17 protein-coding genes are annotated in these 19,754 nt (G+C 60.5%); 6 read left to right on the top strand and 11 right to left on the bottom strand.

Features of this window, described 5'->3' with window-relative positions:
- Window positions 1–203: 203 nt before the first annotated feature.
- Window positions 204–1,103 (bottom strand): LysR family transcriptional regulator, encoded by a 900-nt coding sequence (locus GTU76_RS15685; RefSeq protein ID WP_175554764.1) that lies wholly within the window; start codon window positions 1,101–1,103, stop codon window positions 204–206.
- Between the two features lie 161 nt (window positions 1,104–1,264).
- On the opposite strand from GTU76_RS15685, the gene GTU76_RS15680 reads away from it, so the two are divergent.
- A complete protein-coding gene (locus GTU76_RS15680) occupies window positions 1,265–2,287 on the top strand; it encodes an alpha/beta hydrolase (RefSeq protein ID WP_180699017.1) in 1,023 nt (340 codons plus the stop codon).
- A gap of 108 nt (window positions 2,288–2,395) precedes the next feature.
- Window positions 2,396–3,823: a mechanosensitive ion channel family protein gene (locus GTU76_RS15675; protein WP_180699016.1), complete on the top strand. Its 1,428-nt coding sequence runs from the start codon at window positions 2,396–2,398 to the stop codon at window positions 3,821–3,823.
- 319 nt (window positions 3,824–4,142) lie between these two features.
- On the opposite strand, the gene ycaC is transcribed toward GTU76_RS15675, so the two are convergent.
- The 6 genes from ycaC to GTU76_RS15645 form a co-directional block, all read right to left on the bottom strand.
- Entirely contained in the window at window positions 4,143–4,766 is a 624-nt protein-coding gene (gene ycaC, locus GTU76_RS15670) for an isochorismate family cysteine hydrolase YcaC (RefSeq protein ID WP_007913541.1), read from the bottom strand.
- A 70-nt stretch (window positions 4,767–4,836) separates the two neighbouring features.
- A complete protein-coding gene (locus tag GTU76_RS15665) occupies window positions 4,837–6,675 on the bottom strand; it encodes an amidohydrolase (protein WP_016987824.1) in 1,839 nt (612 codons plus the stop codon).
- Between the two features lie 43 nt (window positions 6,676–6,718).
- Window positions 6,719–7,345: an antibiotic biosynthesis monooxygenase gene (locus tag GTU76_RS15660; protein ID WP_180699015.1), complete on the bottom strand. Its 627-nt coding sequence runs from the start codon at window positions 7,343–7,345 to the stop codon at window positions 6,719–6,721.
- Window positions 7,338–7,751 (bottom strand): DoxX family protein, encoded by a 414-nt coding sequence (locus tag GTU76_RS15655; RefSeq protein ID WP_016987822.1) that lies wholly within the window; start codon window positions 7,749–7,751, stop codon window positions 7,338–7,340. The genes GTU76_RS15660 and GTU76_RS15655 overlap by 8 nt, the downstream gene beginning before the upstream one ends.
- 214 nt (window positions 7,752–7,965) lie before the next feature.
- The gene (locus GTU76_RS15650; RefSeq protein WP_095120147.1) at window positions 7,966–8,325 is read right to left on the bottom strand and encodes a DUF6124 family protein; all 360 of its coding nucleotides are present in this window, start codon (window positions 8,323–8,325) and stop codon (window positions 7,966–7,968) included.
- A gap of 505 nt (window positions 8,326–8,830) precedes the next feature.
- The gene (locus GTU76_RS15645; RefSeq protein ID WP_180699014.1) at window positions 8,831–9,754 is read right to left on the bottom strand and encodes a LysR family transcriptional regulator; all 924 of its coding nucleotides are present in this window, start codon (window positions 9,752–9,754) and stop codon (window positions 8,831–8,833) included.
- Between the two features lie 211 nt (window positions 9,755–9,965).
- Between GTU76_RS15645 and GTU76_RS15640 the strand changes: the two genes are divergently transcribed.
- Window positions 9,966–10,397 carry a helix-turn-helix domain-containing protein gene (locus GTU76_RS15640; RefSeq protein WP_026000818.1) on the top strand — a complete coding sequence of 144 codons (432 nt, stop codon included), beginning with the start codon at window positions 9,966–9,968 and terminating at the stop codon, window positions 10,395–10,397.
- 125 nt (window positions 10,398–10,522) lie between these two features.
- Window positions 10,523–13,429, top strand: coding sequence for an ATP-binding protein (locus tag GTU76_RS15635; RefSeq protein ID WP_180699013.1), 2,907 nt, complete (start codon window positions 10,523–10,525; stop codon window positions 13,427–13,429).
- On the opposite strand, the gene GTU76_RS15630 is transcribed toward GTU76_RS15635, so the two are convergent.
- Entirely contained in the window at window positions 13,406–14,863 is a 1,458-nt protein-coding gene (locus GTU76_RS15630) for an ATP-binding protein (RefSeq protein WP_180699012.1), read from the bottom strand. The two genes, GTU76_RS15635 and GTU76_RS15630, sit on opposite strands and share 24 nt — an antisense overlap.
- Before the next feature lie 90 nt (window positions 14,864–14,953).
- Window positions 14,954–15,907, bottom strand: coding sequence for a GlxA family transcriptional regulator (locus tag GTU76_RS15625; protein WP_175554772.1), 954 nt, complete (start codon window positions 15,905–15,907; stop codon window positions 14,954–14,956).
- Window positions 15,908–16,121: 214 nt separating this feature from the next.
- Here GTU76_RS15625 and GTU76_RS15620 point away from each other — a divergent pair, with 214 nt between their 5' ends.
- Complete coding sequence (locus GTU76_RS15620) at window positions 16,122–16,844, top strand: pirin family protein (RefSeq protein WP_180699011.1); 723 nt, start codon at window positions 16,122–16,124, stop codon at window positions 16,842–16,844.
- Between the two features lie 48 nt (window positions 16,845–16,892).
- Here the strand turns inward: GTU76_RS15620 and GTU76_RS15615 are convergent, their stop codons facing one another.
- Window positions 16,893–17,288 (bottom strand): hypothetical protein, encoded by a 396-nt coding sequence (locus GTU76_RS15615; RefSeq protein ID WP_180699010.1) that lies wholly within the window; start codon window positions 17,286–17,288, stop codon window positions 16,893–16,895.
- Window positions 17,289–17,537: 249 nt separating this feature from the next.
- Window positions 17,538–18,413 (bottom strand): LysR family transcriptional regulator, encoded by an 876-nt coding sequence (locus GTU76_RS15610; protein WP_180699009.1) that lies wholly within the window; start codon window positions 18,411–18,413, stop codon window positions 17,538–17,540.
- A 111-nt stretch (window positions 18,414–18,524) separates the two neighbouring features.
- On the opposite strand from GTU76_RS15610, the gene GTU76_RS15605 reads away from it, so the two are divergent.
- Window positions 18,525–19,724 (top strand): YbfB/YjiJ family MFS transporter, encoded by a 1,200-nt coding sequence (locus tag GTU76_RS15605; protein WP_180699008.1) that lies wholly within the window; start codon window positions 18,525–18,527, stop codon window positions 19,722–19,724.
- The last annotated feature ends 30 nt before the right edge of the window (window positions 19,725–19,754 follow it).

The raw sequence follows: 19,754 nt of genomic DNA, 5'->3' as shown, positions 1-19,754 counted from the left end.
GGCCCACAGCATTCGCGAGCAAGCTCGCTCCCACAGGGGTTTTTGGCGTGCGCAGATTCCGCAGACAACCACCATCAATTGTAGGAGTGAGCCTGCTCGCGAATGCTGTGGATCAGCCAATGATGTTTTGACTGACACACCGCTTTCGCGAGCAGGCTCGCTCCCACAAGGGTTTTGCAGTGGTTGAAAAATCCAGTACTGGCTCAGAGAGCGACGTGGCTCTCGTTCAGGCGTTCACGCAAAAATTCAACCAGCGCCTGCACCGGTCTGGAGGCCTGACGATGTTGCGGGTAAACGGCTGAAAGTGTCAGCGGCTCCGGGCGCAAATCATCCAGCACCGGCACCAGTCGGCCATCCTTCAACGCCGCGCCGACAATGAACGTCGGCAAATAGGTAATCCCCATCCCCTGCACCGCCGCATCCCTGAGCAGCTCGCCGTTGTTCACCCGCATGCGCCCGGTGACATTGACCAACAGCGGCTTGCCCTGCCCCGCGTTGAAGCGCCACTGCACCGAACGACTATGCCCGTACGGCAGGCAGTCATGGCTGTGCAGATCTTCCGGCTCGAGGGGCGTACCGCGTTCAGCGAGGTACGCCGGGCTGGCGCAGTACACCCGTTCGATCGACGCGATACGCCGAGCAATCAGTGTCGAGTCTTCCAGCACGCCAATGCGCAGCGCCAGATCGTAGCCCTCACCGAGCAAATCCACCGGCCGATCACTCAGATCAACCTCAACCGTAACTTCCCGATAGCGCTGCAAGAACAGTGGCAACAGACAGCCCAGATGCGCCACGGCAAACGACAGCGGCGCACTCAGGCGAATCGTTCCGCGCGGCTCGGCAGTCTGTCCGGCGATGCCCTGCTCCACTTGCTCGACTTCGCCCAACAGACGCAAGGCAGATTCGTAATAACTCTGGCCCAGTGGCGTGACATCCAAGCGACGGGTCGAGCGGTTGAGTAACCGCACGCCGAGTCGCTCTTCCAGTTGCATCAAGCGCCGGCTGACGAACTGCTTGGACAGGCCCAATTGATCGGCCGCTGAGGTGAAGCTGCCGGAGTCCATGACCTGGCAAAAAATACGCATGTCTTCGAACGGGTTCATTGTCACTCTCTGGTGGACAGTTAAACGCTTTATAGCCGCTTTTTCACTTTCGAGCAGCTCATTAATCTGTGCTCACGGTGTTGCTGAGGCCTGAACCCCAGCGCCACAGCAGCCCGCAACCCAGGCATAAAAATTCAAAAACATTCAAAAGGATTTCCACCATGAACATCGTCAAGAAAACCCTCACCGCTTCCCTCCTCGCCCTGTCCATCGGCAACGCTTTCGCCGCTGAAAGCAGCGGCGTTGAACACAACACCCAAGCCTTCCTCGACGCCCTCGCCGCCGGCGGTGGCAAACCGCTGGAGCAACTGAGCCCGAAAGACGCTCGTGCGGTACTGACCGGCGCGCAAGCTTCGGTGAATGTGGACTTGTCCGGTGTTGAAGTCAGCGACAAGACGGTCAAGGTCGATGGCCAGACCATCAACCTGAAAGTGGTGCGTCCGGCCAAGGTCAAAGGCGAGTTGCCGGTGTTCATGTTCTTCCACGGTGGCGGCTGGGTGCTGGGGGATTACCCGACGCACCAGCGCTTGATTCGCGACTTGGTAGTGGGTTCGGGCGCCGTCGCGGTGTACGTCGATTACACGCCGTCGCCGGAAGCGCAGTACCCGACCGCAATCAACCAGGCCTACGCCGCAACCAAATGGGTGGCAGAGCACGGCAAAGATATCGGTGTCGACGGCAAGCGCCTGGCGGTGGCCGGCAACAGCGTCGGCGGCAACATGGCGGCGGTCGTCGCGCTGATGGCCAAGGAACAGAAAGCCCCGGCCCTGCGCTTCCAGTTGCTGATGTGGCCGGTGACCAACGCGCAGTTCGACGACGGTTCGTACCAGCAATTCGCCGAGGGCCATTTCCTCACCAAAGGCATGATGCAGTGGTTCTGGGACAACTACACCACCAACCCGGCCGAGCGTGCGCAGATCCATGCCTCGCCGCTCAACGCCAGCACCGAACAGCTCAAAGGCCTGCCTGCCGCACTGGTGCAGACCGCCGAATTCGACGTGCTGCGTGACGAAGGCGAAGGCTATGCGCGGCACCTCGATGCGGCCGGCGTGGCGGTAACCTCGGTGCGTTACAACGGGATGATTCATGACTTTGGCCTGCTCAATCCGCTGAGTCAGATTCCTGAGGTGAAGGCGGCGGTGCGTCAGGCGGCGGCTGAGCTGAAAACCCATCTGAATCCATAACGGCAAAAGATCGCAGCCTTCGGCAGCTCCTACATTGGAATACGTTCTTCTGTAGGAGCCGCCGCAGGCTGCGATCTTTTTATTGGCAGACACTTCGGAGCTTCGGTCATGACCCTTTTCTACACCCACCTGTTGTCCTGGAGCGCCGCCCTGCTGCTGCTCGACGCCGTGCTCTGGCACTTCTCGCCCTTCACCCATCGCGCTCCGAGAGTCGGTGTGCGGCTGGTGCTGTTTCTGGCGTTCACGGCGCTGGTGATCAACGCCGGCGTCAGTCCGTTGCAGGCACCGCAATTTACCGATGACCGCGTGGCGCAGTTGGGTGCGACGGCGTTGGGGATTCTCTGGTGGCTGTACGCGGCGCGAGTGCTGACTGAAGTCATCGGTTTGGCACTGATGCGCCGCATCGGCCATAGCGGTCGTTTGCTGCAAGACGTGATCGGCGCATTGGTGTTTCTGGTGGCTACCGTCGCCGCGGCCGGTTACGTGCTGGAGCTGCCGGTAAAAGGTTTGCTGGCGACCTCCGGCGTGGTGGCCATCGTTGTCGGTCTGGCGTTGCAAAGCACCTTGGCCGATGTGTTTTCCGGGATCGTGCTCAACACCACCAAGCCGTACCAGGTGGATGATTTCGTGGTGATCGACGGCGTCGAAGGCAAGGTCTTCGACATCGATTGGCGCGCCACGCACCTGCTGACCAGCGCCGGGACCATGGCCGTGGTGCCGAACTCGGTGGCGGCCAAGGCGAAAATCGTCAACCTCAGTCGCCCGAACAACATGCACGGCGTGTCGATCAGCATTCAAGTGCCGAATCACATCCGCCCACGTCGGGTACTTGATGCGCTTGATCGCACCTTGCAGGGCAGCAGCTCTCTTCTTCTCAGCCCGGCGCCAAAAGCCGTGCTGAAAGAGGCCGGCGAAACCATGTCGGAATACGTCGCCAGCGGGTTCATCGCCGAGCTGGGCAAAAAAAGCGAAGTACGCAATCAGCTGTTCGACCTCGCTCACCGGCATCTCGAAGCGGCGGGAATCTCGCGGCATCCGGACGGCGTGATCGAACCGTCGACCCGCGCCCGCGCATTGCTCGATGAAGTGAAAATCTTCCGCTCGCTGAGCAGTGAGGAGCGTGATCGCCTCGCCGAATCGATGGTTGCGCAGCAGTATGCGGCGGGCCAGGTGGTGCTGGAGCTGGACGAGGTGCCGGACAGTCTGTTTGTCATTGCCACTGGGGTGGTCAGTGCGACCGTGGTGGATGGCGACAGCAAGGTCGAGGCCGGGCGGATGGGGCCGAGTGAGGTCATGGGTGAACAGAGCATTCTCGCGGATACACCGTCGCAGGCGACGTTCACGGCGTTGACGTCGAGCATCATTTATCGTCTCGACAAGAGCCTGACTCGTGAGTGCATGGAACAGCGCACGGAGGTGGGTCGGGCGTTGAACAAGTTGCAGGCGGTGCGTCAGCAGAACAGTCGCCTCGCGTTGATGGGCAAACCGGTGGAGGTGAGGAAAGGTGGGTTTTTGGGGTGGTTGCAGAAGCGTTGAAGCGGCAAGATCAAGATCAAAAGCCTCCCCCTCACCCCAGCCCTCTCCCCCAAGGGGGCGAGGGGGAAAGGGAGCAGACCGCATACAATCCAGAACCTCAGTTCGGCTCGGTATTGCACGTCGGCGTACCTCGAAAGAGCCCCTCGGTCAGTCCCCTCTCCCCAAAACCTCGAAGGGAAAGGGAGCCAATCTTCAAGCTGTTCAAAACTGAAGTTCGGCTCGGTATCGCAAGTCGGCGTACCTCGAAAGAGCCCCTCGGTCAGTCCCCTCTCCCTCCGGGAGAGGGTTAGGGTGAGGGGCTTTTCAAACTCACACCGAATTACTTGGCAGTGAACTTGGTATAGCTGTTGATCAAATTGCGATAGTTAGGCAGACGCTCCGACAGCAAATGCGCCAACCCTTCCATGTCATTGCGCCAGTCGCCCTGCAGCTCGCACGCCACCGAGAACCAGTTCAGCAGGTGGGCACCCGCCGCCGACATCCGCGCCCACGCCGCTTGTTGCACGGTGGTGTTGAAGGTGCCCGACGAATCCGTCACCACAAACACTTCGTAGCCTTCAGCAATCGCCGACAGGGTTGGGAACGCCACGCAAACATCCGTCACCACACCGGCGATGATCAGTTGCTTGCGACCGGTCGCCTTGATCGCTTTAACGAAGTCTTCGTTGTCCCAGGCATTGATCTGGCCCGGGCGCTGAATGAACGGCGCATCCGGGAACTGCTCGCGCAGTTCAGGCACGATCGGGCCGTTGGGACCTGCGTCAAAACTGGTGGTGAGGATGGTTGGCAGCTTGAAAAACTTGGCGATGTCGCCCAGCGCCAGCACGTTGTTCTTGAATTCGTTCGGGGTGAAATCCTGGACCAGCGAGATCAGACCGGTCTGGTGATCGACCAACAATACAACCGCATCATCTTTGTTCAGACGTGTGTAAGGAACGCTCATGGGAAAACTCCTGATGGACGGATGGATGAAGCGTAGAGCGCCGACCGGATGGCCGGCGCTTCAGGGGAAATCAGAAAGCGAAGCAGGAGCAGCCAAACGCGCCCCAGAAACCGGCGAAGTCGCTGACCGGCGCGTTCGACATCCGCGCCTTTTCGTGGCTGTGCGTATGCACCGCGCATGGCCCGCTGCACTGGTGAACCTGCGCCTGCAACGGCGAATTCGGCCGCCAGTGGCCCGGGACTTTGACCACCGGCGACCAGTCCGGCAGCACTGGAATCGAGCGTGGGCCGAGGTCTTCGAAGTCGCCAGCGGCGTAAACAATCTTGCCGCCGACCACGGTCATGACCGACTCGATCCACTTGATCGCTTCTTCTTCAACATGGAAGAAATCCGCGCTCAGCGCCGCCAGATCCGCCAATTGGCCGACCTTGATCTGGCCTTTCTTGCCCTGCTCCGAGGAGAACCAGGCGCTGCCGTGGGTGAACAATTCAAGCGCGGTGGTGCGCGGCAAACCTTCTTCGTACAAGGCCAGACCACCGACGGTGCGGCCGCTGACCATCCAGTACAGCGAAGTCCACGGGTTGTAGCTGGAGACCCGCGTGGCATCGGTGCCGGCGCCGACCGGCACACCTTCGGCGAGCATGCGTTTGATCGGTGGGGTGGCTTCGGCGGCTTGCTTGCCGTAGCGGTCGACGAAGTACTCGCCCTGGAACGCCATGCGATCCTGAATCGCGATGCCGCCGCCCAGCGCTTTCACCCGCTCGATGTTTTGCGGGGTGATGGTTTCGGCGTGGTCGAAGAACCACGGCAGACCGTTGAACGGAATGTCGCGATTGACCTTCTCGAACACGTCGAGCATGCGGCTGATCGATTCGTTGTAAGTCGCGTGCAAGCGGAACGGCCAGCGTTGCTCGACCAAGTGGCGCACCACCGGTTCCAGCTCTTCTTCCATGGTCTGCGGCAGGTCCGGGCGTGGTTCGAGGAAGTCTTCAAAGTCCGCCGCCGAAAACACCAGCATCTCGCCGGCGCCGTTGTGGCGCAGGAAGTCGTCGCCCTGATGCAACTTGACGCTGCCGGTCCAGTTCTGGAAATCGCTCAGCTCTTCTTTCGGTTTCTGGGTGAACAGGTTGTAGGCGATGCGCACGGTCAACTGGTCGTCTTTGGCCAGTTGCTCGATCACTTGATAATCGTCTGGGTAGTTCTGGAAACCGCCGCCGGCATCGATCGCACTGGTCAGGCCGAGGCGATTGAGTTCGCGCATGAACTGGCGGGTCGAGTTGACCTGATATTCCAGCGGCAGCTTCGGCCCCTTGGCCAGCGTCGAGTAGAGAATCATCGCGTTCGGCCGCGCAACCAGCATGCCGGTCGGGTTGCCGTTGCTATCGCGGACGATCTCGCCACCCGGCGGGTTCGGCGTGTCGCGGGTGTAACCGGCCACACGCAGCGCAGCGCGGTTGAGCAACGCGCGGTCATACAGGTGCAGGATAAACACCGGGGTGTCCGGCGCGGCCTGATTGATTTCTTCCAGAGTCGGCATGCGTTTTTCGGCGAACTGGAATTCGTTCCAGCCACCGACCACGCGCACCCATTGCGGGGTCGGCGTGCGGTCGGCCTGATCCTTGAGCATGCGCAGCGCGTCGGCCAGCGACGGTACGCCTTCCCAACGCAATTCGAGGTTGTAGTTCAATCCGCCACGAATCAAGTGCAAGTGCGAGTCGTTGAGACCTGGGATCACGCAGCGGCCGTGCATATCGACCACTTGCGTGTTCGGCCCGCGCAGGGCCATCGCTTGATTATCGTTGCCAACGACCACGAAGCGGCCATCGGTGATTGCCACGGCACTGGCCAGCGGTTTGGTGCGGTCAACGGTGTGAAATTGACCATTGAACAGAATCAGATCGGCGCTCATCGCAGTTCCTCAAGCAAAGTGAAAAGGAGCAAACCCCGCGCGCTCAGCGTGGCGAGGTTTCTTGGGAATCGAGGTGTTCATGGGTCTGGCTGGCTTCGAGCCACGGCGTAAACAAACGGGTGACCGGCGGCATCACCACGTACACCACCGACAGGACGATGGTCAGGGTGATCAGGAACGTGGCGACCAAGTAGTTGGAAAGAAGCGGATGCAGCGCCAGCAGCGGCCCCCAGATCAACGGCACGAGCAAGGTGTGCGGCAGAATCACCAGCAGCGTGACCACTGCTTGCTTCCAGCGCGGCGGCGGCGAAGCGGCATCGGCCAGTGGGGTAAACCAGAATTCCTTGATCGGCGCGACTTCCGTCTGATCGCCATCAGCCAGCATTGGCGCGGCTTCGGCGACCAGTGCCTGACGCTGCGGCGATTCCAGCCAGCCTTGCATCGCCTCGGTGGTGCTGAAGCGCAGCACGCAGGTGTAGAAGTCGAGACGGCCGCGCTTGCCGCGCACCACGTCCACGCCCAGATGGCCTTCACGCTGCCCCGCCACGCGGACGATATTGCGCAGCCAGGCCTCGTACGCCGACTCGAAACCGGCCTTGACCCGGTGTTTGATGATCAATGTGACCGTCTCATCGGCCCCCGGTGACTGTGGATTGAGGACTTCAGGCATAACGCAACACTCCGGGCAAACGAACAGAAATCGCCAGCCGTCCCGGCCCGGCGATCAACACGGTGGTAAACAGGATCAGCAGCAACCAGCCGAACTGCCCTTCGGCCACACTCCATTGCGGATGCACGACCAGCAGCGCCACCAGCAGCACAAAGAGAATAGGCACGCAGGCCAATCGCGCCAGTAACCCGGCGACGATCAGTAGCGGACAGAGCACTTCGGCGAAGATCGCCAGAATCAAGGTGAGGTGAGATCCGAGGTGGAACGGGTCTTCGATCAGTTGCAGTTGCGCGGTGAAATCCAGCAGCTTGGGCAAGCCGTGCACCCACAGCAGGAACAATCCGCCGCTGACCCGCAGGAACAGCAAACCGATGTCGCGTGCCCGTTCATCTGTTGAGGCATTCATGACCCGACCCTTGAAATGTCATTGGCTGGAATCATGCCAATGATGGTCGGGAGGAAATTGGATGGGTGTGCTCAGTTCTACGGCATTCCAAAATTCTTGGAACACCGCAGCCCCCTGTGGGAGCGAGCTTGCTTGCGAAGGCGTCGGGTCAGTTATAAATACTTTGAATGACACACCGCTTTCGCGAGCAAGCTCGCTCCCACAGGGGGTGTGTTCAGGCCGGTGGTTCGAGGTTATCCAGCACCCGATTCACCGCCAACTCACCGAGCATGATCAACTGCGCAATTCCCAACAACGCCCGGCGCTGCGGCGCGGGCAACAGGTGGGCGACGTCCTGGGCGATGGTTTTGGCCGAGGCGAGTGTTTCGCTGGCATCGGTCAGCAGTTCTTCGTTTTTGGTGTCGGCAGTTACCGCATACATGCCGCGAGTTCTGCGTGGAGGTGGTGTGGAGCCGGGTGGCAGGAGGTAGTGGTCGAGGGCGCGGTCGGCGGCTTCGTGGAGCTTTCGGGAATCGATGGATTCGTAGGGGGATGTGGGGTCGATGTCTGGCGGGTTGGGCGTGACTTTGAACATGGTGAATCTCCTTTTTAGAGCCGGGATCACCACGTCCTGTCGCTAAACAGGATGGGTGGCGACCGTATGCAGGTTAGCGAACCGGTAAAAAGGCAACCCGGTAGACCCGAAGGTCTCCCGCATACAGCCGCCATAGCGAAGTGCAGACGATAGCCTGCAACGAAGCATGGAGCGCTGATGCACTTTTTTTGGTCCGAGTCGCTAAACCCGATCGCTGAGTTTTCAGCGACCACCAAACGATAGAGACCTGACCACAAGCGCACAAGCCGGCGGATTCTGGCGTAGCTGTAGGCAAAGGCGCAAGGTTGCGTAGCCTGAAAGAGTGTCTGAGGGTGTTGCTTAAACGGCGATGTTTAAACCATCGATCACTCCGAGCCAATGTGGGAGCGAGCTTGCTCGCGAAGACGTCGGGTCAGTTGATAAATGCTTTGAATGACACAGCGCTTTCGCGAGCAGGCTCGCTCCCACAGGGGATTGGTGTTGTTTGTGAGATATGCGCAGGGATTTAAACCGCTGGAATATCCAGCGGTGCCGCCATGAACTGACTGATCCGCGCGCGCAGCCATTTCTCCGCCGGGTCGTTGTCATGCACCCCGCTCCAGGCCATCGACAATTGCGCCGCATCAATCGGGAACGGTGGATCTTCGGCACGCAAGGCACAGCCCTCAACCAGCGCACACGCGGCGTAATCCGGAACCGTGGCGATCATTTCGGTGCCGGCGAGCAACGCGCGCAAGCCGCTGAATTGCGGCACGCCCAACACCACGCGACGCGAACGGCCGACCTTGGCCAGGTCCATGTCGATGTTGCCGCTCAAGTCGCCGGAGAACGACACCATCGCATGCGGGCGCTCGCAGTATTCATCGAGCGTCAGCGGCCCCGGGCGGTCATCGCCGCGCAGGACTTTGCAGGGAATGTCGCGCAGTTTTTTGCGCTTGGCGTTGGCCGGCAATTCAGTGGTGTAACTGACGCCGACGGAGATTTCCCCAGAGGCCAACAGTGCCGGCATCAACAAGTAATTGGCGCGGCGCACGACCACGACAATCCCCGGCGCCTCTTGCTGAAGCTGGCGCAGCAGCGGTGGAAACAGGCCGAACTCGGCGTCGTCCGACAAGCCGATGCGAAACACATCACAACTGCTCGCCGGTTCGAACTCCTTGGCCCGGCTGACCGCGCCGGAGATGACGTCCATCGCCGGTTGCAACTCCTTGAGAATCGCCAGCGCCCGCGCGGTCGGTTCCATGCCGCGACCGTTGCGCAGCAGTAATGGATCGTCGAACAGATCGCGCAACCGCCCCAAAGCAGCGCTGACGGCCGGCTGGCCCATGAACAGTTTTTCGGCGACACGGGTCAGGTTCTTTTCGAACATCAGCGCTTCGAAAATCACCAACAGGTTCATGTCAACGCGACGCAGATCGTTACGGTTCATGGGCACGGATTCCTTAAGGCCAGCCAGACGCAAGTGCTACGCACTTTACGCGATCTACCGGCCTGTGGGCGCGACTCCAGCATGGAATTAACAACGATTAACTCGTCAGCCTCCCGCCCTCGGCCAACAATGAAACCCTCTGCGCAGCGTTGTTTTTTTGACCTGAGGGGATGCGCCGACCGTGCATTCCCCATCGACACGGACTTTGGCCATGGCTCACTTACAGCACAGCGTCGCCCTCGCCCCTGCCAACGAACCACGCAAGACCGGGGTCGGCGGACTCAGTCCGCAACGTGAACGACAGGTCAAACAACTGATCCTCGAACGCCTGGGCGAAAGCCTTGAGGTCACCGAACTGGCCCGCGCCTGTTCACTGTCACGCAGCCATTTTTCCCGCGCCTTCAAATGCAGCACCGGATTATCGCCGCAGGACTGGATTCGCACCCAGCGCCTGGCGCGGGCCAAGCTGTTGATCCAGCACACTGACTTGAGCCTGACGCAAATCAGCCTGGAATGCGGGTTCTGCGATCAGGCGCATTTCTGCCATATGTTCACCCGCAGTGAAGGCATCAATCCGTTTGCCTGGCGCTGCCAGATCATGCGTGAACCGAAAGCTCACCGTTTACAACCTGCCGTGTTTTGAGCCCGGCAACCGTTGCACTGACGCTCAAACCTGAGGATTATGCCGGGACACCCCGGAATAGAAGGCCTGCGCACGCGCTCGGCCCTACTCCGCTCTGTCCGTCGCTGCACCGCAGGAGTGAGCTGTTGAGTCTTTCCCCGAATCAGGCCCTCGGTTTCGGCCCCTATCGGATTCATCCCGGACAAAGACGGGTGCTCGAAGGCGAGCAGCCGTTGCGCCTCGGTCGACGGGCGATGGACATCCTCCTGATTCTGCTGGCCCATGCCGGCGAAGTGGTGAGCAAGCAGCAATTGATGGCCGGGGTCTGGCCGGACAGCGTGGTCGAAGACATCAACCTGCGCGTGCACATGGCGGCGCTGCGCAAGGCGCTCGGTGACGGTCAGGCCGGCCAGCGCTACATCATCACCGTGGCGCAACGCGGTTACAGTTTTGTCGCACCGGTTTTACTGGAATCCATGGAGGAGCGTCCTGTGGGCGATGCTGGCGGTCGGCACAATTTGCCCTTGCGGCGCACGCGGATGATCGGCCGCCAGCCGCTGGTCGACAGCTTGATGACGCAGTTGCCGCGCCAACGCTGCATCACCCTGGTCGGGCCTGGCGGGATCGGCAAGACCACCGTGGCCTTGCGCGTGGCCGAGCAGTTGATCGGGCACTATCGCGACGGCATTCGGCTGGTGGACCTGGCACCGCTCAACGATCCGCGGTTGATTTACTCGCACCTGGCCGCACTGCTCGATCTGGCGTTACTCGAGGGTGATCCACTGGCGGCGCTGGTCAATGGCCTGCAACAGCGGCAAATGCTGTTGCTGCTCGACAACTGCGAACACCTGATCGATGCCGTCGCGGCGCTCAGCGAGAGCATTCTGCGCGGCGCGCCGAAGGTGCATATTCTCGCCACCAGCCGCGAGAGCCTGCGGGCTGAAGGCGAATACGTGCAGCGTCTGGATTCCCTCGAATACCCGTCGATGCCGGCGATATTGAATCGCGAGCAAGCGCTGAGCTTCTCGGCGCTGCAACTGTTCATCGAACGGGCCACGGCCGCGCAGGAAAGCTTCGAACTGAGCGATACCCAGTTGCCCCAAGCGATCGAGATTTGCCATCGGCTCGATGGCATTCCACTGGCGCTTGAGCTGGCGGCAGCGCAGGTCGCCGAACTCGGTCTGGACGGCCTGCTGAGCCAATTGCAGGGCCGTTTGCCACCGCTGGCAGCGGGCAATCAAAGCAGCCTGGAGCGCCACCTCACCCTGCGCGCCACGCTGGACTGGAGTTTCAATCTGCTCGACCACTGCGAGCAAACCTGCCTGCGTCGTCTGGGCGTGTTTCGCGGTGGTTTTACCCTGGAGTCGGCGGCGGCCGTAATCGTCGGCCAACAGATCGACCCCGGTGTGGTGTTTGTGTCGATCACGCAATTGGTGGCCAAGTCCCTGCTCGCCGTCGAAGTCGGTGACGAGGACGTGTTCTACCGTTTGCTCGATACCACCCGACGTTACGCGCTGGAAAAACTCGATCACGCTGCCGAATGCGAAGAAACCCGCGAACGGCATGCCGAACGCTGTCTGGCGTTGATGCAGCAGGCGCAGAACGATTGGGAAAATACCCCGACGCTGTTGTGGATTGATCGCTACGCCCGAGGACTGGAAGATTTGCGCGCAGCGCTGGACTGGAGCCTGAACGGTGTCGGCCCCGGGGGTCTGGGGATTCGACTGGCGGCAGCGTCGGCGCCCTTGTGGCAAGAGTTGTCGCTGCTCAAGGAGTACGGCGGCTACGTACGCCGGGCGCTGAGCCTGCTTGATGAACTCGGCGAACCTTGCCCGCGCCTGAAAGTTGCGCTGAAACTGGCCCTCGGCAGTGCCTGCTATCACACGTGGGGTGGCACGGCGGAAACCATCGAAGCTTTCGCCGAAGCTCGCCAGTTGGCGCATGAACACGACGACGTTGCCGGGCAATTGCGCGCAGTTTCCGGGCACATGGCGGTCAACCTCAGTTGCGGGCACTACCGCATGGCGCTCGCACAGAGCGAGCACTTCGACCGCCTCGGCCTGCACGGCGACCCGCTGTTGTCACTGAGTACCCATCGCTTGCGCGTATTGGCCCTGCACTATGCCGGCGACCAGTTGCAGGCGCGCATCCACGCCGAACAGGTCCTCCAGCGCATGGCGCAAAGCGGCCATGTCAACCGCTTCACTCATGGCTTTGGCGTGCAATACGACCAGAGCGTCGCGTCGCTGACGGTGCTGGCACGGGTCTTATGGATGCAAGGCCTGCCGGAACAAGCCTGGCACACGGCGCGGCAGGCCCTGGACATTGCCGTACAGATCGACCATGGCACCTCGATTTGCTACACCCTCGCGCTGGCGAGTTGCCTGATCGCTCATTACAACGGTGATCAACAAAACGCCCGGGCGCTGTTGCAGTTGTTGCTGGAGCAGTCGCAGAAACATTCAGTGCTGCTGTTCAACACGTGGGCGCGGCACTACGCGCAGGTGCTCGATGCGCCCACCATCACGCCAGTGCCGAAGGACAGTAGCGGGCTGATTCGGGAAATCATGGTCACGCTGGATGGCCGTTTTGTGGATGACGCGCTGCTTGAGCGGGCGCTGAGTGGTGATGCCGGGTGGAGCACGGCGGAGATCCTGCGGGCTCGAGCGGATGCGTTATTGAATGAAGAGATGGTTTGTCTGGGCGGGCCTCTTCGCGAGCAGGCTCGCTCCCACATGGGTTCTGAGCACACCAAAAATCTCTGTGAGAGCGAGCTTGCTCGCGAAGAGGTTCTCCTAAACGCCACCAATATTCAGCAAGCCGAAGCACTCCTGCAACAATCCCTGACCATCGCCCGCACCCAAGGCGCGCTCGCCTGGGAACTGCGCAGCGCTACGTCATTGGCGCAACTCTGGCAGCGCCAATCGCGCTGTCGCGAGGCGCTGGATTTGCTCACTCCGATCTATCAACGCTTCACCGAGGGCTACGCGACCCCGGACTTGCGCAAGGTGCGCTTGCTGATCGACGAACTACGCCAGCACGTGCACGTCTGAGGTTCGGCGAATCCGCTTGATGTAACGCGCATGCCGGCGTTCAAGCTCAATCCCTTCACCGCTGCGCTCAAGTTGCCCGCGGGCATAGCAGCGAGTGGTGTTGAGCATCCGGTACCGGCCTGTACTGCCGCCCCGCTCCACCGTCAACAACGACTTCAGTGCCAGACCTTCGATGATCACGGCGAGCCGCTGCGGCGCCAGTTGCGGGCAACTGATCACCGCCAGCGCCGCCTCCAGCGTAAACGCCATTTTGAATACCGATAGACGCTGCAGTACGCGTTGCTCCTGTTCACTCAAGCGCTGATAGCTCCAGTCGAATGCCGCCTGCATCGATTGATGCCGTGGCACAGCGGTGCGCCGGCCATGACTGAGCACTTGCAGGCCGTGGGCCATTTGCGCCTGCAAGCCGACCAATGCCAGTGCATCGATCTGCGCCGCGGCCAGCTCGATCGCCAAGGGCAAACCGTCGAGTTGCCGACAGATCTCGACCACAACTTTGACGTCCTGCTCGCGCAGGCGGAAATCATGCTGTCGCGCCCGCGCACGGCTGACGAACAACTGTACCGACGAATGGCCCATGGCTTCCGTGATGCAATCGGCCGTCGAGCGTTTCGGAATGGCCAGCGGTGGCACGTACTGAAGCGTTTCCAGACTGACGTGTAAAGCTTCGCGGCAGGTGGCGAGAATCGACAGTCGAGGCGCGACTTCGAGCAACGTTTCAACCGCTGCTCTGCAAGCGTCGCGGTGGTGGTCACAGTTATCCAGCAGCAACAAGGCATGGCGAGTCGAGAGCCCGGTCATATCGCACTCCAGGATGCGCAGCACCTGATCGAGGAGCGACGTGTCGCCGTCGATCAAGCTCAGATCGACCTGCCACACGCCATCTCTGTAGTACTGCAACAGCAGCTCCGCGACCCGCAATGCGACAGTGGATTTACCCACCCCGGCCGCCCCTGTGACGGTCATCAGCCGACACAGCGGCATTTTCCGCACCAACCCGCCGACCAATGAGTCGCGTCCGGCAACCGGGGTCAGTCGTGCGGGCAAATTATGCCGGGGCGTTTGCAGCCCCTCGAAGACCACCTGCGCGGCGCTGTCGCAACGCACCGGGGCAATAAAGCTGTATCCGCATTGCGGCACGTTGACGATGTAGCGCTGACCGTTTTCGCCGTCACCCAAGGCCCGCCGGAGCGCAGCGATGTGCACGCGCAGGTTGATCTCTTCGACCACCGACGTCGGCCATACCAGAGCGATCAATTGCTCCTTTCTGACCACTCGACCGGCACGCTCGACCAGCACCTGCAAAATGTCCAGCGCACGACCGCCCATGCGCAAAGGCCGATCTCCGTCGAGTATCAGCCGTTGCCGCAGGTGGAAGGCGTAGGGGCCGAAATGCAGCACCGACGCCGTGTTCAAATCGATGAGGCTATCCATGCCAACTATCTTGGCAGCCTCAGATGACGCGACAACTGCTACACGGGGCGCAGCACGGACATCCGGGTGCACCAGACGGACATAACCGCTCTAGCTGAACTGTTCGCGGTATTGCGCGGGCGTCAGGCCGAGCTTTTCAGCGAACAGAGAACGCATGTGCCGGACACTGCCGAAGCCGCTTTTGTAAGCCACGGTTTTAAGCGGCAGATCGCTGGTTTCCAGCAGATTTCGCGCGCAGTCGATGCGCGCACTTTGTAAAAACTCCATCGGCGTCATATTGATGTCGCGGGTGAACACCCGCGCGAAGTGCCGCGCACTCATATTGGCAATGGCTGCCATGCGTTCGACCGTGAACGCTTCGTCGATATGTTCCAGCACGTAGCTTTGCGCACGGGTGATCGGCGTTTCCTGCGGTGCCACAGCGGCCATCAGCGGACTGAACTGGGCCTGCCCGCCCTGCCGTTTCATCACCACCAGCAGGACTTTGGCCACGTCCTGAGCGAGTTTCTTGCCGTGATCGCGAGCGATGACAGCGAGCGCCATATCGATCCCGGCGGTGACACCGCCCGAGGTGATCAGATTGCGATCTTCGACATAGATCTGATCCGTGGTGACATGGGCTTTCGGAAAGCCCTTGATCAGGCGTTCGGTGTAATTCCAGTGGGTGGTTACGCGGTAACCGTCCAGCAATCCGGCATGGCCCAGCACAAAGGCGCCGGTGCAGATCGAACCGTAATACTCGACGCGCTGGACCGCGCCCTTGAGCCAGGCGAACAGCGCCGGAAACTGTTGGTTGTAGGCACCGGGGCCGCCCGGCACCAGCAACAAGTCATAGCGCTCGCCGTCGGCATCATCAATGGCCCGATCGGCATGCACCAACACGCCGTTGGATGCCCGAAGTGGGCCACGCTCGGTGCCAAGCGTGATCAATTGATAATGCGCTTCGGCTTTCAGGTAGCGGTTGGCAACCGAAAAAACCTCCAATGGCCCGGCCATGTCGAGCAGAAGAAAGTCGGGAAACAGCACCATTGCCACGGTTTTCATGGGCAGACATCACTTAAATCAAGGAGACATGAGACAGGCCAGACATTATGGCCAAGTACGACATTGAGGGCGCAAGAGTTTGTGCGAAGCGCATCGCATAACTGTCAACCTGTTCGGGACAGTCTTTCAATTTTCATCTACTTATTGCGCCGATCAGTAAACAGTAACCTTCTCCTCACTCGGACGAATTCACGTCCTGCAAGGAGATTTCATCATGCTGACCCTTCGCAAAGCCTCCGATCGTGGCCTCGCCAATCATGGCTGGTTGAAGTCCTTTCACACCTTTTCCTTCGCCAGCTATCGCGACCCTCGCGAACAGGGTTTTTCCGACCTGCTGGTGATCAACGATGACCGCGTTGCTGCCGGTAAAGGTTTCGGCCAGCACCCGCATCGCGACATGGAGATCTTTTCCTACGTGCTGGAAGGTGCGCTGGAACACAAGGACACGCTGGGCACCGGCTCGGTCATCCGCCCGGGTGACGTGCAATTGATGAGCGCCGGCAGTGGCGTGGCACACAGTGAGTTCAACCATTCGGCGACCAAACCGGTGCACTTCCTGCAGATCTGGATCGTGCCGGAAGTCAGCGGCGCCAAACCGCGCTATCAACAAGAGCATTTCAGCGCCGGGAAAAAACGCGGTCGTTTGCAGTTGATCATTTCGCCGGACGGCAACGACGGCTCACTGAAAGTACGCCAGGACGCACGGGTGTACGCCGGGCTGTTCGACGGCAAGGAAAGCGCCACGCTGGAACTGGCGGCCAACCGCTACGCCTATGTGCACGTTGCAAGCGGCAGTGTTGAACTCAATGGCCAGCCATTGCGCGAAGGTGACGGCGTGCGGGTTCGCGAGGAACAGTTGCTGACCTTGAGCAACGGTGTCGATGCCGAAGTGCTGGTATTCGACCTGCGGCCGCAGGAATTGCCAGAGATGCCATGACGCTGCGTTTCAACGCCCACAAAAACGGCCTTCTTTGAAGGCCGTTTTCTATTGTGCTGATTCGGGTGCTTGTTGCGAAGCAGGTCTTGGTGCGCCTATATCCTTACCTACCTGGATCGCAGCGAGTGTCGTCTGCAAGGTGGTTAACACCGCTGCCTGATTGGCAAAGTGCGCCCCCACGACGACGGTGATCATTCCGAGAAAATGGACGGCTGTCGTCGCCCAGTAATGCGCCTTCACTGTCGAGGCTTGTTTGATGGCTTCTTTTGAGTCTTCGGCGATTTTTTGTACGCCGTCCCACATCAAATCGTACCGTTTGTCCCTCTCCGCCTGAGTCAAAAGATAAGCATCGATTTTTGTCGACACACCCTCGAACCGAGCATCCATCCTCGTCTCAATGGTCTCGATCCTGGCATTGAACTCTTCACGGCTTATAGCGTTCATGGTTTGAGCATTCCGACCTTTACTCGATAGATCACTGATTGGATTTTTACTGAATTCCGTGGTTCTCAATTCGGCACCTTCCTGGGTTTACCAATACCTTCCCTGGTATCAATATCAGTGCGAGCCCTGCGCCCCTCACCGACATGCCGAAACAATAGGCCCCATCCAACAGGCTCACAAGCCGGGAGATTCTGCCTCTGGTGTAGGCCGTTTCGTCAGAGGTTGTAGCCCTGCCAAAACAGCATCTACCTACTCATTCTCCGACGCGAACACGTCGACAATCTGCTCAATCACCGCCCTCACCCGCGCGGTATGGCGCAGGTCCGCGTGGGTTACCAGCCATACCTCATAGGGCAATGGCGTGGTGCGCTCCGGCCAAAGCCTGATCAGGCCATCGCGCGCCCCCATGTACACAGGGATTTCTCCTACACCCAACCCTGCTGCAATCGAACGACGGACGAGCAAACTGGAACTGAGGCTGGCGACGATGCGGCCGCGACTCATTGGCTCCGATACCAACGTCAGATCTTTTTTGCCTTGCAGATACGGCTGATAAACCACCAGATCATGCCCTTCAAATGCCGTGCCCGGCGGCGGCACTCCATTGGCGTCTATATACGCTTGGGAAGCAAACAGCCCCACCGGCCATCGGGCAATGCGCCGAGCGATCAGGTCAGGGTTGTCCGGCCGGGTGTTGCGCACGGCGATATCCGCCTCACGCTTGGCCAGGCTAAGGATTTGCGTGGACGCATCCAGTTGCACGCGCACATCCGGGTGCCGTGCATGCAAACGGGCAATGGCCGGAATCAGAAAATCGATGGCCAGCGAATCGGTGGTACTGACGCGCACAGTGCCGGTCAGGCGATCGTCCAGGCCTTGAATCTGCCGCTCCAGTTCCAACGCCGAATGCTCCATCTTCTCCACGCTTTTGAGCGCTGCTTCGCCGACGGCCGTCAACGCGTAGCCGTCGGAGGTGCGCAAAAACAGCGTCGCACCCAGGGACTTTTCCAGCGCCGTGATCCGCCGCCCGACAGTCGCCTGATCGACCCCCAGAATCCGTGCGGCCCCGCGCAGTGTCGATTCGCGGCAAACGGCGAGAAATACCCGTGCGTCATCCCAATTCATGCTGTCTCCCAATGATGCAAATTCGCATCGCTGTGCCGCTTAATCGCTGCATTAACGCAGCAACGATAGCCGATATGCTGAACGCCATAAACCTTCCGCGAGATCGCTATCATGCGCACTTCAACCTCCACCGGTATCTGGCTGCCGATCTTCGCCGGCCTGTGCGCCAGCCTGGTCAGCATCGGTCTGGCGCGTTTCGCTTACACGCCGTTGATTCCTTCACTGATTGAAGCGCAGTGGTTTAGCGCCAATGATGTGGTCTACCTGGGTGCGGCCAATCTGGTGGGCTACCTGATCGGCGCCCTGCTCGGCCGGCCGACAGCGCGCCAGCTCGGCAATAAAAATGCCTTGCGCTTGATGATGCTGATCGTCACCGCCGCATTTTTTGCCTGTGCATTTCCCTTGTCGGTGAGCTGGTTCTTTGGCTGGCGGCTGCTGTCCGGGATTGCCGGTGGCGCGATCATGGTGTTGGTGGCGGCGACGGTCTTGCCGCATGTTCCAGCTGCACGTAAAGGGCTGGCCAGTGGCGCGATCTTCCTCGGCATCGGTCTTGGCATCGCTGGCTCTGGCACGCTGGTGCCGCCGCTGTTGAGCCTGGGTTTGCAGGCGACTTGGCTGGGCCTGGGCGCATTGGCCCTGTTGCTGACTGCGCTGAGCTGGTTCGGCTGGCCGTCCGATTTTGCGCACCCGGTGGCTGCGCACGAAACGGCGTCCGTTGAACCGACGCCGCGCGCTGTCTACGTGCTGTTCGCTCAATACGCCTTTATGGCCGCAGGTCTGGTACCGGCGATGGTGTTTCTGGTGGATTACGTGGCGCGTGGACTCGGCGCCGGGGCGCATGTCGGCGCGTTGATCTGGGTGATGTATGGCTTGGGCGCTATTGTTGGCCCGGTGAGTTATGGCTTTCTCGCCGATCAGCTGGGTCCTCGGTCCGGCATTCGCCTCGTGCTGCTGGTGCAGGCAATTGCCCTTGGGCTGCTGGCGATCTCCCACTCGTTTATGGCGCTGGCGTTACTGGCGGTGATTCTCGGTTCGTTTCCGCCCGGCATCGTGCCACTGGCGCTCGCGCGGGTGCATGAACTGGTGCCGGAGCATCACCGTCAGCAAATCGCCTGGAGCCGTGCCACGGTGTCGTTCGCCACGTTTCAGGCGCTGGCCGGTTTTGCCTACTCGGCGCTGTTCAATGCCAGCGGCGGTCATCACGCATTGTTGTTCATCATTGCCGCAGGCGCGATCGTCGTGGCGCTGCTGCTGGAGCAAGCCATGAAATGGCTGCCCGCCCCTGTTGAACCGCACTGCTGTGCACAATAAAGGGAATCATTGCCTGCGCAGCACGCTCCC

Origin of the sequence: Pseudomonas crudilactis, from assembly GCF_013433315.1 — a bacterium.
In the GTDB taxonomy this organism is placed as follows: Bacteria; Pseudomonadota; Gammaproteobacteria; order Pseudomonadales; family Pseudomonadaceae; genus Aquipseudomonas; species Aquipseudomonas crudilactis.
The sequence above is the reverse complement of the archived record's forward strand: the minus strand, read 5'-3'. Positions and strand labels throughout refer to the sequence as shown.

Coding starts and splice junctions, on each gene's coding strand:
- GTU76_RS15685 (WP_175554764.1), bottom strand. CDS start 1,103: ATGAACCCGTTCGAAGACATGCGTATTTTTTGCCAGGTCATGGACTCC.
- GTU76_RS15680 (WP_180699017.1), top strand. CDS start 1,265: ATGAACATCGTCAAGAAAACCCTCACCGCTTCCCTCCTCGCCCTGTCC.
- GTU76_RS15675 (WP_180699016.1), top strand. CDS start 2,396: ATGACCCTTTTCTACACCCACCTGTTGTCCTGGAGCGCCGCCCTGCTG.
- ycaC (WP_007913541.1), bottom strand. CDS start 4,766: ATGAGCGTTCCTTACACACGTCTGAACAAAGATGATGCGGTTGTATTG.
- GTU76_RS15665 (WP_016987824.1), bottom strand. CDS start 6,675: ATGAGCGCCGATCTGATTCTGTTCAATGGTCAATTTCACACCGTTGAC.
- GTU76_RS15660 (WP_180699015.1), bottom strand. CDS start 7,345: ATGCCTGAAGTCCTCAATCCACAGTCACCGGGGGCCGATGAGACGGTC.
- GTU76_RS15655 (WP_016987822.1), bottom strand. CDS start 7,751: ATGAATGCCTCAACAGATGAACGGGCACGCGACATCGGTTTGCTGTTC.
- GTU76_RS15650 (WP_095120147.1), bottom strand. CDS start 8,325: ATGTTCAAAGTCACGCCCAACCCGCCAGACATCGACCCCACATCCCCC.
- GTU76_RS15645 (WP_180699014.1), bottom strand. CDS start 9,754: ATGAACCGTAACGATCTGCGTCGCGTTGACATGAACCTGTTGGTGATT.
- GTU76_RS15640 (WP_026000818.1), top strand. CDS start 9,966: ATGGCTCACTTACAGCACAGCGTCGCCCTCGCCCCTGCCAACGAACCA.
- GTU76_RS15630 (WP_180699012.1), bottom strand. CDS start 14,863: ATGGATAGCCTCATCGATTTGAACACGGCGTCGGTGCTGCATTTCGGC.
- GTU76_RS15625 (WP_175554772.1), bottom strand. CDS start 15,907: ATGAAAACCGTGGCAATGGTGCTGTTTCCCGACTTTCTTCTGCTCGAC.
- GTU76_RS15620 (WP_180699011.1), top strand. CDS start 16,122: ATGCTGACCCTTCGCAAAGCCTCCGATCGTGGCCTCGCCAATCATGGC.
- GTU76_RS15615 (WP_180699010.1), bottom strand. CDS start 17,288: ATGAACGCTATAAGCCGTGAAGAGTTCAATGCCAGGATCGAGACCATT.
- GTU76_RS15610 (WP_180699009.1), bottom strand. CDS start 18,413: ATGAATTGGGATGACGCACGGGTATTTCTCGCCGTTTGCCGCGAATCG.
- GTU76_RS15605 (WP_180699008.1), top strand. CDS start 18,525: ATGCGCACTTCAACCTCCACCGGTATCTGGCTGCCGATCTTCGCCGGC.